We start from the raw sequence: 12,271 nt of genomic DNA, 5'->3' as shown, positions 1-12,271 counted from the left end.
GGAATTGTTCGGCCAGCGCTGGGTAGACAGCGCGCGGGATGCGTTGGGGATGCTTTTCCCGGTGCGTTGCGCTGGCTGCGGGCAGCCCGACCGCGGTGTTTGTTCCCAGTGCCGTGAGGCGCTTGGCACCGGGGCGCCGGTGGTTGAGCTGCTGGCGCCGGAGCTGCCGCTGGTTACTTCGGCCGACTATGACGAGCGGATGAAACGCATCGTGGATGCCTATAAAGAACGCGGTCGGGTAGACACTGCGGCGGTGCTCGCGCCGTTTTTGCGGCAGTCGATTGCTGCGCTCGTGCATCAGCAGTGGTCGCAGGCGAGTGCGGGCGAGCTGCTTTTGGTGCCGGTGCCTTCGGCGCGTGCGGCCACCGCCAGGCGCGGCTATGACCATCTGCAAGTGCTGGCACAGCGGGCATTGCCGCGGGCAAAAACTGTGCGGGCGCTACGCCCGGCGAGGCGGGTGCAGGATCAGTCGACGCTGGGGCGGGATGCTCGTGAACGAAACCTGCACGGGGCGTTGGTGGCGCATCCCGCGGTGGCAAACCGGCGTTGCATCGTAATTGACGATCTGGTGACCACCGGTGCGACCGCTCGCGAAGCGGTGCGAGCACTACGGGCGGCGGGCGGTCAGCCGCTGGGTGTGGCGGCGATAGCGCGGGTGGCGAAGCGGTACGGCTGAGCCAGGATCGTAACTCGGAACGCCTTTGTTTAGGCAACCGCTAAGGAAACGGCGAGTAACCATCTTCTATAATTGAAGGACAATTCAACCCCGCGTGGGGATGCTCCAATCACAGACCTGGCGCCCCGCGCTCGAAGATGAGGAGGGTGCGATGGACATCACCATCTCCGGCCGTAACACCGAAATCCCCCAGCGCTTCCGGGACTACGCGGAAGAAAAAATTACTGCAAAGGTGCAGCAGCTTTCGGGTCGGGCCCAGGCCGTAGAAGTGAAACTTCGCAAACGCACCGACCGTGCTGGTAATGAGCTTGACCGGGGCAAGGTAGAGATTACGGTCTTTGGTCCCTTCCCCACTGTTCGAGCCGAAGCTGAGGGTGGCGACAAATATGCCGCCTTCGACATCGCCCTCGACAAGCTGGTTGAGCGTCTTCGCCGCATGAAAGACCGTCGTAAAGATCACCACGGTAAGAGCCTCACCGAGGCGACGGCCGAAGATTTTGCCGGTCTCGACATTGTGCCCGCTGACACCGGCGTGCTCGACATTGTTGCCGGTCGCGTGGCATCCAACCAAGAGGAGGCTGCCGAAGACGAGCAGTACCCCGCAGATGACTACAGCCCCGTGGTAATCCGCGAGAAGGTGTTCGCACCCAAGCAGATGACCGCTGAAGAAGCGGTTGACCACATGGAACTGCTCGGTCACGACTTCTACCTCTTCATTGAGGCGAAAAACCAACGTCCGGCCGTGGTGTACCGCCGCCGCGGTTGGGACTACGGTGTGATCGCGCTCGACGAGAACGGTCAGACTGACGTTTAGTCATTGATATCGCGCTTGGCCGCAGCTCCGCATCCGGGGAGTTGCGGCCAAATGCGTTCGCAGTCAACTTTTGTGCAACGCAAGACGAGTACCATTGAGCAAGTTCTTTCGAGCCCGCGCGCTCGAAATGCCAATAAGAGTGGCAGCAAGACCGTTTTGAGGAGTCGGCTTTGGCCAATTTTTTCGAGAAGATGCTTCGCTTCGGCGAGGGACGTCAGCTCAAGCGTCTGGAGCGCATCGCCGAACAGGTAAATAAGCTCGAAGATCTCTACCTGGATCTCAGCGATGAAGAGCTGCGCGCTCTCACCGACGACTTCCGCGAGCGGTACCAGGCCGATATTGATGCCGGTAAGAGCGAACAAGATGCGCTCGATGCGCTCATGCCCGAGGCGTTCGGTGCGGTGCGTGAAGCAGCCGGCCGCACGCTCGGCCAGCGTCACTACGACGTGCAGCTCATGGGTGGCGCTGCGCTTCACGGCGGAAATATCGCTGAAATGAAAACCGGTGAGGGAAAGACCCTCGTCGCCACCCTGGCCGCCTACCTCAACGCCATCCCCGGTAAGGGCGTGCACGTCGTCACCGTGAACGACTTCCTCGCCTCGTACCAGTCGGAGCTGATGGGGCGCGTGTATCGCGCCCTCGGTATGACCACCGGCTGCGTAGTTACCGGGCAGTCGCCGGCACAGCGCCGCGAGCAGTACGCCGCCGACATCACCTACGGCACCAACAACGAGTTTGGCTTCGACTATCTGCGCGACAACATGGCCACCTCGGTTGAGGAACGAGTGCAGCGCGGCCACCACTTTGTGATCGTTGACGAGGTCGACTCGATTTTGATCGACGAGGCGCGCACGCCACTGATCATCTCGGGTCCGGCATCAGGCGAGGCCAACAACTGGTATTCGGTGTTCGCCAAGATCGCGCGTCGACTCAAAGAAGACCGCGACTACGAGGTCGACGAAAAAAAGCGCACGGTGGGTGTGCTCGAACCGGGTATCGACAAGGTGGAAGACCTGCTCGGTATCGACAACCTCTATGAGCAGGCCAACACCCCGCTGATTTCATTCCTGAACAACGCCATTAAGGCGAAGGCACTGTTCCGCCGCGACAAAGAATATGTCGTGCAGAACGGCGAGGTGCTCATCGTTGATGAGCACACCGGCCGCATCCTGCCCGGCCGCCGCTACAACGAGGGCCTGCACCAGGCAATCGAGGCAAAAGAAAACGTGCAGATCAAGGCCGAGAACCAGACGCTCGCCACGGTCACGCTGCAGAACTACTTCCTCATGTACGACAAGCTCTCGGGTATGACCGGTACCGCCGAAACCGAGGCAGCCGAGTTCAACTCGACCTATCACGTCGGTGTGATCCCAATTCCCACCAACAAGCCGATGATCCGCATCGACCAGCCCGACCTCGTCTACAAGAACGAGGTGGTCAAGTTTGACCAGGTGGTTGAAGACATTGTCGAACGGCACGATGCCGGCCAGCCGGTGCTGGTGGGTACCACCTCGGTTGAAAAGAGTGAATATCTCTCGAAACTGCTCGCTCGCCGCGGCGTGAAGCACGAGGTGCTCAACGCCAAGAACCACGCCCGTGAGGCCGCGATTGTGGCGCAGGCGGGGCGTAAGGGCGCAGTCACTGTGGCCACGAATATGGCCGGTCGTGGTACCGACATCATGCTCGGTGGTAACGCCGAGTTCATCGCGGTTGCCGAGATGGCGGCGCTCGGGCTCGACCCCGAAGAAAACTCGGAAGAGTACGAGGCCACCTGGCCCTCGGTGCTCGACCGAGTCGAAGAAGAGGTCAAGGCCGAAGCACAAGAGGTTGCCGAACTCGGTGGCCTGTATGTGCTCGGCACCGAACGTCACGAATCGCGCCGTATCGACAACCAGCTGCGCGGTCGCGCGGGACGTCAGGGCGACCCCGGCGAATCACGTTTTTATCTGTCGATGAACGACGACCTGATGCGGCTGTTCAACACTGGTGCGGCCCGCGCACTCATGGCTTCGAGCTCGATTCCCGACGAGATGGCGATCGAGTCGGGCCTGGTGACAAAATCAATTCGGCAGGCCCAGACCCACGTCGAAGCTCGTAACGCTGAGATCCGCAAAAACGTGTTCAAGTACGACATCGTGCTGAACGAGCAGCGTGAGGCCATCTACTCCGACCGCCAGTCGATCCTCGAGGGTGACGATCTGCGCGACAAGGTGAGCGGATTCATCACTGGCGCGATCGATGCGATCGTTGCCGAACACACCAGTGCCGGCGCCCCGGATGACTGGGAAACTGAAACGCTCCAGGCCGAGCTCTCCCAGCTGTATCCGATGTCGGTGACGGTTGACGAAATTATCGAGGATGCTGGCGGGCTCGACCAGATCAGCGTTGAACGCCTCGAAGAAGAGCTGCACGCCGACGCAAAAATCGCCTATGAGCGTCGCGAAGAGGAGCTCGGCGAAGAGGTCATGCGCGAGCTCGAGCGTCGCGTGGTGCTGCAGGTTGTCGACCGCAAATGGCGTGACCACCTCTACGAAATGGATGCGCTCAAGGACGGTATCGGGCTGCGGGCCATGGCGCAGAAGAACCCGCTGGTTGAATACCAGCGCGAGGGCTTTTTGATGTACCAGCAGATGCTCGGTGCGGTGCGCGAAGAGTCGGTCGGCTTCCTCATGAACCTTGATGTCCAGGTCAACGAGGTCGAAGACGCCGACGGCAACACTCGCCGTCATCTGGTGATGCGCTCGAAGGGTCTCGAGCCGAAGGCGCAGACGAAGCTGAACTACTCGGCTGCCGACGAATCGGGCCAGGTGCGGGTCACTGACGGTAAGGGTGCGGTTAACGAAAAAGCCACCCGAGACGCGATGCGCCGCGAAATGGTGCAGGGCACGGCTTCGGCCATGCAGTCGGCGGCAGCCAGCGACGATGCCGAGAGCGAAGTAACCAAGCAGGCCGCAAAGTCGACCGGCAAATCGGCTAAGAGCCGCGGCAAGGCCAAACGCAAGTCGGGCAACCCCGGTAAAACCAATGCATCCCAGGGCCGCTCGGCAGCCGATCTCGCTCGCGAACAGGCGCAGACCAAAAAGGCGCGTGGCACTCGCGGCGCATTCGGCGAAAAGAAGTAGGCATGCGGCAGTGGGCGGGTGCGTTTAACGCCCGCGACCTTGCCGGCACCCCGGTGGGTGACGCAACTATCCGCCGGGGTGTGCTGTTTCGATCGGGTAAGCCAGAGGCATGGGTGCCACAGGGGTGGCAGGATGCCGCGGCTGACGGTGCGCGACGCGTAATCGACCTGCGCGATCCGCGCGAGCTGCGCGAACCGATTAGCGGTGCCGAAGCTGCCGGGGTGCGGTACGAGTCGATGCCGATCGAAGACCCGGACGACACCGAATTTCGCGAACTGATGGTGCCGTACATGATGCACACCAACCAGTACAGTGACTATTTGCGGCTGTTTGGTGACCGGGTGGCCGCGGCAGTGGCGCGTATCGCGAACGCCGGCCCCGGCACCGTGGTGTGCTGTTCGGCGGGCCGTGACCGCACTGGTCTTGTTACCGGCTTGCTGCTGCGTGCGCTCGGCGCCTCGCCGGCGACACTGCTGGCGGCAGATGAGCTTGCCACACGCACTATCAATGAGCGGCACAGGGTGTCGAACCACCCGTATGAGTCATTTCGTCCCGAACCCGCGCTCAGTGAGTGGGTCGCTTCGCGTGCAGCGGCGCTTGAACAGTTCTATGGCGAGGTAGATGCAGCGGAATTTTTGCGCGAGCACGGTGTGGCGGTCGAGCCCGCGCGCGAGTGGTTGTTTGACGAATGAATCGGCATCGCCCGGTTGTGATTGCGATTGTGGTGCAGCGCAGCGCCTCGAGCCGCTAAAGCACGTGGATGCGTTCGGCTCGCCAGCGGCCTCGCCACGATTCAAGCCGGATCGCAACCGCGCGCGCCCGTGCCCCGATATCCACCACAACAGTGCCCTCTACGACGCCCGGACGTGGCGACTGCCACAGGCATGCGCGTGCCCGCACGGTGGGGCGGCGCACGGCCAAACCTCGCAGTGCGCGTGAGCGTTTGGCGTGCTGGGCACGCTGCAGCACCTTCGAAAACACCTCCGGTGACACCCAGCGAGCGACCTGCTCGACCTCACGCACGCCGGCGATGATTTCGACAACGCTGCGGGCGAGATTTTGCAGCAGCGCATCCGGATTCGGAAGCCCGGTGTCGTCAAGCTGTCGGCTCAGGGCATAGCCACCGGCAGTGGTCTCGCTGGCAGTATCGTGCGTCACCGCCGTCAGACGAGGGCGGTTGGGGCTCGGGGCGGATGCTGTTACTGACTGGTTGAGTGATGCGGGCGCGGCACTGGTTGCGGGCATGGTTGGCTTCCGTCGTGTCGGTATCAGCTGGCGGCGTTGCGCAGCTCACTGAAATTTTCACCGTAGGAAGCAAATTTGGGGCGAAAAAATAGAAACTGTGGATAACTCGCGGATGCGATACCGTTATGGGTCACACTTTTTCTGTGCAATGGGACCACCTTTTTGAAGACCTCGCCGACCAGTTCTCGGCAGAGCGCGAAGAGGCTGAGCAGCGGGCCGCAATCGACGACGAGCGTCTCCGCATCGCCCGGCTCACGATCCGTGATCGACTGGCCGCACTAGCCGCCGGAATAAGACCCGGCGAGCGCATCGGCATGCAATTGCACACGGATGAACGCATCGATATCGTTCCGGTTGAGTTTGGCGCTGACTGGTTTGGTGCCGAACTGGCAGGTATCGGCGGCAGCTACGGGGCGTGTTTGGTGCCGATCGCCGGGGTCGCGGCGCTGCTGCTCACGCCCGACCAGGTGGAGCGTTCGCTCATACCGCAGCCGGCCCGCCCGAGCGTGACCGAACGGTTGAGCATCCACATCGCCCTGCGCGATCTGGGCCGTCGACGAACCGTGTGTGAGCTGTTAACCCCGGCCGGTGCAATCATCGGCACCATCGACCGGGTCGCCCGCGACCATCTCGATATTGCCGTGCACGACCCGGAAACTGTGCGCCGTAATCGCTCGGTGCGGGTAACCCGGATCGTGCCGCTGCGCGACATCATGCTCGTGCGCATCCACGCCGACTGACTGCGCTACTGCTCGGGTGCGGCAAACAGCTCGGGAATATCGGTGAACTCGCTCTGTGCGAACTGCGATTCGCGCTCGCGCCGCTCGTATTGGTCGGCGATGTAGTCGTCGAGGGCGCGCGGTTCGACGCGCCAGTGGCCGTGCTCACCAATACGGATTGCCGCCAGCTCGTTCGATTCGACCAGCTCGCGCACAACGCTGATATCAACATTGAGCACATCGGCGACATCCGCGAGCGAAAGAAAGCGCGCGAAGCGGGACGCCGCATTTGATGTCATGCTTTCATTATTCCCGCTGCCAGCGACACTTGCTGCCCTGTGGATAACTTTTCATGGTTCTTGTCAGACACGGCAAGATGACTTGCCGGGTGACATCGACCCGTCACTCAACACAGTCTGCTGTTGTCTGCAAGGATTCGCTATGTCCGCTAAACCCGCGCTCATTCGGCGCATCGACTCTCGACTCATCATCGGCATCCTGTTGGTTGTGGTGTCGATGGCGGCGGTGGCCGGCATCGTACTGGCCTCGCATCACACCCGCACCGTTTATGTCGCCAGCGATAATCTCGCACCGGGCGAGCCGCTCACCGAGGATCACTTGGCGCTGGTCGAGGTGCGGGTGGACGATACGACACCCCTCTATCTGGGTCCCGATCGGCTGCCGAGCGAGCCGATCGTGATTACCCGCGCTGTGGGCGCCGGCGAACTCATCCCGCTGAGTGCGCTGGGTGCAGCCGATCAGTCGACCGCGTCGGTGGTGGTGACACTCACCAGCTCACCGCCATCGGGCGTGGATGCAGGAAGTCGCGTTGAGCTGTGGGTGGCGCCGCCGGGGGAGCGGGCTGGTGAATATGCCGATCCGAGCGTGGTGGTGCCGGATGCCACTGTGGTGCGGCGACTCGAATCAGATCGACTCGTGGGGACAAACACGGTGGAACTCGAGCTGCGGGTGCCGAAGTCGCAGCTGAAGCAGGTGCTGGCGGCCACAACCGCTGAGGCGAGGATGCATGTGGTGCCGCTGCATCGTGAGCCAGCTACCCAACTTGGTGCCGAGGGGGAGTCATAAGCGTGGCACGCATCGTTTTGGCGCTCGATTTTGAGATCGAGGCGCAGTGGCTCGAAGCTATCGTCTTCGTGGGCCACGAAATAGTGGAGCGAGTTGTGGGTGCGGATGCGTTGATCGCGGCGGTTGAGCAGCACCGCCCCGATCTTGCGGTGGTGCAGGCCACACCAGAAACGCTCACCGCACGCAGCCTCGGCGCCTGCGATCGCAGCGGCGTGCGCACAATCGCGGTGACGGCATCGACGATCGAGCGGCAGACAGCCACCGCACTCGGGGTAATTGATCGGGTGGATGCGGATGCTGATTGGCAGCGGATCGAGCAGTTGCTGGGGGCTCGTGGGCGAGGCCAGGCGGATGAGCTGCCGCTACTGCAGCTGGATGAAAACGGCCAGCTGGCCGCATCCGCTTCTGAAACGAGCTCGAGCTCAAGCCCATCCGGTTCAAAACCCGGCCGGCATCGCACGCGACGCGAGCTGCGTCAGCGCGAGCGTGCCGGCGCGGCCGCCGAGCCCGCGCATCCGGTTACAAAAGCCGAGAACACCACCGCGGAAGCTGTTACCAATCAGCCGGCACCGCAACACGGGGATGCTCTACCAGTGGTTTCGCGGCCGTCGCGAGGTCGGGTCATCGCGGTGTGGGGGCCGCACGGGGCGCCGGGCCGGTCAACAATTGCCATCAATGTGGCCGCCGCGCATGCCGAGCGGGGTAAGCGAGTCATGCTCGTTGACGCCGATAGTTATGGTGGCGCAATTGGCACGCTATTGGGGATAACCGACAACACCCCCGGGCTTGCAGCAGCCTGTCGACTCGCGGGAGCCGGCTCACTGGATGCGAACGAACTGTCACGACTCGCAACGCGGGTCGGGCGCGAAGCTCAGGTTTTTGTGCTCGGCGGCCTCAATAATCCCGCGCGCTGGCCAGAATTGCGTGCTGACCGCATCCAGACCACCCTCGAACACTGCCGGAATATGGCCGATGTGGTGGTGGTTGACGTCGGTTTTAATCTCGAAACCGATGAAGAACTTGCCAGCGATTTTGTCGGCCCGCGACGTAACGCGGCCACGATCGCAACGCTCGAGCACAGCGACACTGTGATGGCGGTTGCTGACGCATCGCCGGTGGGTGTTTCTCGCTATTTGCGCGCCCGGTTGCAGTTGCACGAGCTGCTTTCACCGAACACCGAGGTGGTTGCGGTGGCCAATCGCGTGCGGCAAGGTGGCGCGGGAGGAGAACCCGCCCACCAGGTGCGTGAGGCGCTGCGACGGTTCGGGGGTATTGAGTCGGTGCAGTTGCTGCCACACGATGAGCGGGCCATCGCGCGAGCTCTGGCTGCCGGTGTTTCGGTGCTCGAGGCCGCGCCGCGGTCACGTTTTGCGCGTTCTGTTCGGGCCCTCGCCGAAGCTTCAGTAACCGTCAAATAAGCTGGCATGCGTGTCAAGCATGTCAAACCACCTCCTGCGGCACGGCGCACTCGACGAGGCCGACCGCGAATGGCTGATGTTGCTGTCTGCCGATTCGCAGCTGATCGCCGATCTCGCCACCGCCGACCTGGTGCTGTGGGTGCACACTCGTGACGATAATTTCACTGCTGTCGGGCAGGTTCGTCCGTCCAGCGCCCCGACACTGTTCTATCGCGACCTTGTCGGCCAGCAGATGCGCGAGCAGTGGGAGCCGGATGTGCGCCGCGCCTTTGAAGAGGGCCGCACGGTTCGTTCGACCGAACCCGACTGGTTTGACGAGATTCCCACTCAGCTCACCGTCACCCCGGTGTTTTCGTCGCGTCGCGTCGACGGTAAACGGGTGCGTTCTGAGCGACCGATCGCCATCTATACGCGCCACACCAATTTGCTCAGCGGTCGTCACCTCACCCGGCAAGAACACACCTTCCGGGAGTGCGCCGAAGACCTATTCGCCATGATTGAGGCGGGGGAATTCCCCGATCCGGACGCTCCCGAGTTTTCTCGCCGCGGCGCGCCCCGCGCCCACGATGGTCTGATTCGACTCAACCCCGAGGGCGTGGTCACCTTCGCCAGTGCCAACGCGCTATCGGCGATGAACAAGCTCGGATTCGGCGGCGAGCTCGAAGGTGAAGCGCTGTCAGACGTAGCCTCTTTGTTGGTTGATGACAAGCGGCATGTTTCGGTTGATGAAGCACTGCCGCTGGTGGTCACCGGTCGAGCGCCCTGGATGACCGATGTCGACTCAGGTGGCGTGACCGTGACGATGCGCGCCATTCCCCTGCATCGTGACGGCCAGCGGCTCGGCGCAATCGTGTTGTGTCGTGACACCACCGATGTTCGTCACCAGCAGCAGGAACTCATCACCAAAGACGCGACGATTCGTGAAATTCACCACCGGGTAAAAAACAACCTGCAGACCGTGGCCGCGCTGCTGCGCATCCAGGCGCGTCGTGTTCGCAGCGACGAGGCCCGTGAGTCGCTGCTGCAGGCGATGCGTCGAGTGTCATCGATCGCGGTTGTGCACGACACCCTTTCGAGCGGATTTTCGCAATCGGTTGATTTTGATGAGGTGTTCCTGCGGGTGATGAAGCTCGCTACCGAGGTGGCAGCCGGTGAGGGCGGGCAGACTATTCGCCCCGAGCTGCAGGGATCGTTCGGGGCGGTGCCGAGTGAATATGCCACGCCGCTTTCGCTGGCGCTCACCGAGCTGGTCACCAATGCGGTTGAGCACGGTCTCGATGCCGGTGCAACCGAGGGCCGGGTTGTGGTTCGTGTTGAACGCACCGACGAGATGCTTTCGATCGACGTGATCGATAACGGTAAGGGGATGGCTGAAACCGGCGTCGGTAACGGGCTCGGCACCCAGATTGTGCGCACGCTTGTGGAAGGTGAACTGGGCGGCACAATCGCCTGGAACCCCACGCCCGGTGGGGGCACTACAGTGGCGATTCGGGTGCCGCGACGCTGGGGTGTTTCGGCGACGACCGCGCAGCTGGCGGTTGTGCCGGGAGCCGATGGTCCCTTCCCCGAAAAATAAACTGGCTCATAAGGCTGAACCTGCCCGGGAAACTCGACCGGCCCGGAATACCAAGCCAGGGGCGCAGCTCAATCGTGCCCGCAAACCGGTTGCGGTCGTGTCAGCCTGTAGAGACTGCTTAGGATGCGCGGCGAGCGCGGGCCGCACGCCGTTTGAGGGCGCGACGCTCGTCTTCGGAGAGCCCGCCCCAAACGCCCGAGTCTTGGTTGGTCTCCAAGGCGTATTGCAGGCACTGCTCGGTGACCGGGCAGCGTCCGCACACCGACTTCGCGGCGTCGATCTGCTCGAGTGCTGGGCCGGTGTTGCCGACGGGGAAGAAGAGTTCGGGGTCGGCATTCATGCAGGCAGCAGACTCGCGCCAATCCATATTGAAAAGTCTCCTCGGTTCCAAAGCGCCGAAATTTCGGCGGCAGCTGTGCACAACGTGTCACGCTGCTGCGGGGCGAACGTGGCTACGCGCTGCGCTCTCGGCGGTTATTCAGCAGTCGCTGCCCTGATCTGAAGTATTATCTTGCCACGCAACCACGCTCTGATCAAGGAAATTTTTTGCCAGTGCATCCCGGAAACGAACCCGAAACTGATCTTCCGGCATTTGTCAACTCGCCAGTTCCGGTTCGATTGCTGGGGCTGGTGGTCGCAGCAGAGGCGCTGTTCATGCTGTTTGTGGCCGGGCTGCTCGTGGTTGAGCTCATGACCGAAACACCAAATTCGCTGGCCTCATCGATCGGGCTGGTGGTGATCGCGGTGATCGCTGTCGCCGCGTTGATTGCTGCGCTGGTGGGGATCGTGCGCCGGCAGAGTTGGACGCGCAGCTTCACGCTCATGTGGCAGGTGCTGCAGGTGGCGGCTGCGGTTGTGGTGTTGCAGGGAGATATGGCGGATGCGGTCGGCTGGGTGCTGGCTGCGGTGTCGCTATGCGGCCTGATCCTGGTGTTTAACCCGAGGGTGACGGCCTGGTTGCGCCCCGACGATGCGCCGGGGCGCTAACGCGGTCGGTTGGGTTATTTTTCGAGCAGTTTGAGTACGCGGTCGACGTGCCCCTTGGCTCGCACGTTGTAGAGCGCCTCGATGATTTTGCCTTCTTCGTCGATGAGGAAGGTGGAGCGAATCGACCCGATCACGGTCTTGCCGTAGTTTTTCTTTTCACCGTAGGCACCGTAGGCGGCCTGCACTTCGTGTCCGGGGTCGCTCAGTAGCCGGAAGGGGAGTTCGTATTCCTGTTTGAAATCGGCGAGTTTGGTGGCGGGGTCGGCTGAGAGTGCGAGTACTTCATAACCGGCGGCGGTGATGCGCGCCTCGCTATCGCGGAAATCGCAGGCCTCGGTGGTGCATCCGGGGGTGAATGCACGGGGGTAGGTGTAGAGCACGACCCTCTTGCCGGCGAAATCGCTCAGACTGACCGTGTTGCCGTCCTGGTCGGTGAGGGTGAAAGCGGGGGCGGTGTCTCCGGCCTGAAGGCGGATGGGTTCAGTCACTTCGACTCCTTAATCGTTGGCGACGCTGTTGTGGAGTGGCGGGCACTCGTCGCCATTGTCTCGTGTGGTTGCTGAGGGTTGAAGTGCGGGTGGTGCTGCGTGTCGTGCAATGGGTAAACAGGGGGTGAACTCTCTATGGG

13 protein-coding genes are annotated in these 12,271 nt (G+C 62.3%); 9 read left to right on the top strand and 4 right to left on the bottom strand.

All coding sequences use genetic code 11. The features are described from left to right. Nucleotides 1–4 precede the first annotated feature (4 nt). The 4 genes from PV375_RS06645 to PV375_RS06630 all read left to right on the top strand — a co-directional run bounded on the left by PV375_RS06645 (nt 5) and on the right by PV375_RS06630 (nt 5,304). Nucleotides 5–676 (top strand): ComF family protein, encoded by a 672-nt coding sequence (locus tag PV375_RS06645; RefSeq protein ID WP_332106646.1) that lies wholly within the window; start codon nt 5–7, stop codon nt 674–676. 100 nt (nt 677–776) lie between these two features. Next, nucleotides 777–1,490: a ribosome hibernation-promoting factor, HPF/YfiA family gene (gene hpf / locus PV375_RS06640; RefSeq protein ID WP_332106645.1), complete on the top strand. Its 714-nt coding sequence runs from the start codon at nt 777–779 to the stop codon at nt 1,488–1,490. Nucleotides 1,491–1,660: 170 nt separating this feature from the next. Next, complete coding sequence (gene secA / locus PV375_RS06635; protein WP_332106644.1) at nt 1,661–4,612, top strand: preprotein translocase subunit SecA; 2,952 nt, start codon at nt 1,661–1,663, stop codon at nt 4,610–4,612. Between the two features lie 2 nt (nt 4,613–4,614). Beyond that, nucleotides 4,615–5,304, top strand: a complete 690-nt coding sequence (locus PV375_RS06630) for a tyrosine-protein phosphatase (RefSeq protein ID WP_332106643.1) — start codon at nt 4,615–4,617, stop codon at nt 5,302–5,304. Nucleotides 5,305–5,359: 55 nt separating this feature from the next. Here PV375_RS06630 and PV375_RS06625 read toward each other — a convergent pair whose 3' ends face one another. After that, nucleotides 5,360–5,857 carry an Rv3235 family protein gene (locus PV375_RS06625; protein WP_332106642.1) on the bottom strand — a complete coding sequence of 166 codons (498 nt, stop codon included), beginning with the start codon at nt 5,855–5,857 and terminating at the stop codon, nt 5,360–5,362. A 143-nt stretch (nt 5,858–6,000) separates the two neighbouring features. On the opposite strand from PV375_RS06625, the gene PV375_RS06620 reads away from it, so the two are divergent. Further along, a complete protein-coding gene (locus PV375_RS06620; RefSeq protein ID WP_332106641.1) occupies nt 6,001–6,597 on the top strand; it encodes a hypothetical protein in 597 nt (198 codons plus the stop codon). A gap of 5 nt (nt 6,598–6,602) precedes the next feature. Here PV375_RS06620 and PV375_RS06615 read toward each other — a convergent pair whose 3' ends face one another. Next, nucleotides 6,603–6,875, bottom strand: a complete 273-nt coding sequence (locus PV375_RS06615; protein ID WP_332106640.1) for a helix-turn-helix domain-containing protein — start codon at nt 6,873–6,875, stop codon at nt 6,603–6,605. Between the two features lie 142 nt (nt 6,876–7,017). On the opposite strand from PV375_RS06615, the gene PV375_RS06610 reads away from it, so the two are divergent. Genes PV375_RS06610 through PV375_RS06600 form a run of 3 tightly spaced genes read left to right on the top strand, consistent with a single transcriptional unit; the run spans nt 7,018 to nt 10,656 of the window. After that, nucleotides 7,018–7,662, top strand: coding sequence for an SAF domain-containing protein (locus PV375_RS06610; protein WP_332106639.1), 645 nt, complete (start codon nt 7,018–7,020; stop codon nt 7,660–7,662). A gap of 2 nt (nt 7,663–7,664) precedes the next feature. Beyond that, on the top strand, nt 7,665–9,080 hold the full coding sequence (locus PV375_RS06605; RefSeq protein WP_332106638.1) for a P-loop NTPase: 1,416 nt from the start codon (nt 7,665–7,667) through the stop codon (nt 9,078–9,080). A gap of 10 nt (nt 9,081–9,090) precedes the next feature. Then, entirely contained in the window at nt 9,091–10,656 is a 1,566-nt protein-coding gene (locus PV375_RS06600; RefSeq protein WP_332106637.1) for a sensor histidine kinase, read from the top strand. Between the two features lie 118 nt (nt 10,657–10,774). Here the strand turns inward: PV375_RS06600 and PV375_RS06595 are convergent, their stop codons facing one another. Next, nucleotides 10,775–11,023: a WhiB family transcriptional regulator gene (locus PV375_RS06595; RefSeq protein ID WP_201517340.1), complete on the bottom strand. Its 249-nt coding sequence runs from the start codon at nt 11,021–11,023 to the stop codon at nt 10,775–10,777. A 185-nt stretch (nt 11,024–11,208) separates the two neighbouring features. On the opposite strand from PV375_RS06595, the gene PV375_RS06590 reads away from it, so the two are divergent. Then, nucleotides 11,209–11,643: a hypothetical protein gene (locus tag PV375_RS06590; RefSeq protein ID WP_201517341.1), complete on the top strand. Its 435-nt coding sequence runs from the start codon at nt 11,209–11,211 to the stop codon at nt 11,641–11,643. Nucleotides 11,644–11,657: 14 nt separating this feature from the next. Here the strand turns inward: PV375_RS06590 and bcp are convergent, their stop codons facing one another. Next, on the bottom strand, nt 11,658–12,131 hold the full coding sequence (gene bcp / locus PV375_RS06585) for a thioredoxin-dependent thiol peroxidase (RefSeq protein ID WP_332106636.1): 474 nt from the start codon (nt 12,129–12,131) through the stop codon (nt 11,658–11,660). Nucleotides 12,132–12,271 lie beyond the last annotated feature (140 nt).

The sequence above is a fragment of the Gulosibacter sp. GYB002 genome (genome assembly GCF_036577665.1).
Taxonomy (GTDB): domain Bacteria; phylum Actinomycetota; class Actinomycetes; order Actinomycetales; family Microbacteriaceae; genus Gulosibacter; species Gulosibacter hominis.
Note: the sequence above shows the minus strand (reverse complement) of the source record. Positions and strands in the feature narration are given on the sequence as shown.

What these genes read in the sequence shown, in the direction of transcription:
- PV375_RS06630 (WP_332106643.1), top strand. Translation starts at nt 4,615, where the DNA reads ATGCGGCAGTGGGCGGGTGCGTTTAACGCCCGCGACCTTGCCGGCACC.
- PV375_RS06610 (WP_332106639.1), top strand. Translation starts at nt 7,018, where the DNA reads ATGTCCGCTAAACCCGCGCTCATTCGGCGCATCGACTCTCGACTCATC.
- PV375_RS06595 (WP_201517340.1), bottom strand. Translation starts at nt 11,023, where the DNA reads ATGGATTGGCGCGAGTCTGCTGCCTGCATGAATGCCGACCCCGAACTC.
- hpf (WP_332106645.1), top strand. Translation starts at nt 777, where the DNA reads ATGCTCCAATCACAGACCTGGCGCCCCGCGCTCGAAGATGAGGAGGGT.
- PV375_RS06625 (WP_332106642.1), bottom strand. Translation starts at nt 5,857, where the DNA reads ATGCCCGCAACCAGTGCCGCGCCCGCATCACTCAACCAGTCAGTAACA.
- PV375_RS06615 (WP_332106640.1), bottom strand. Translation starts at nt 6,875, where the DNA reads ATGACATCAAATGCGGCGTCCCGCTTCGCGCGCTTTCTTTCGCTCGCG.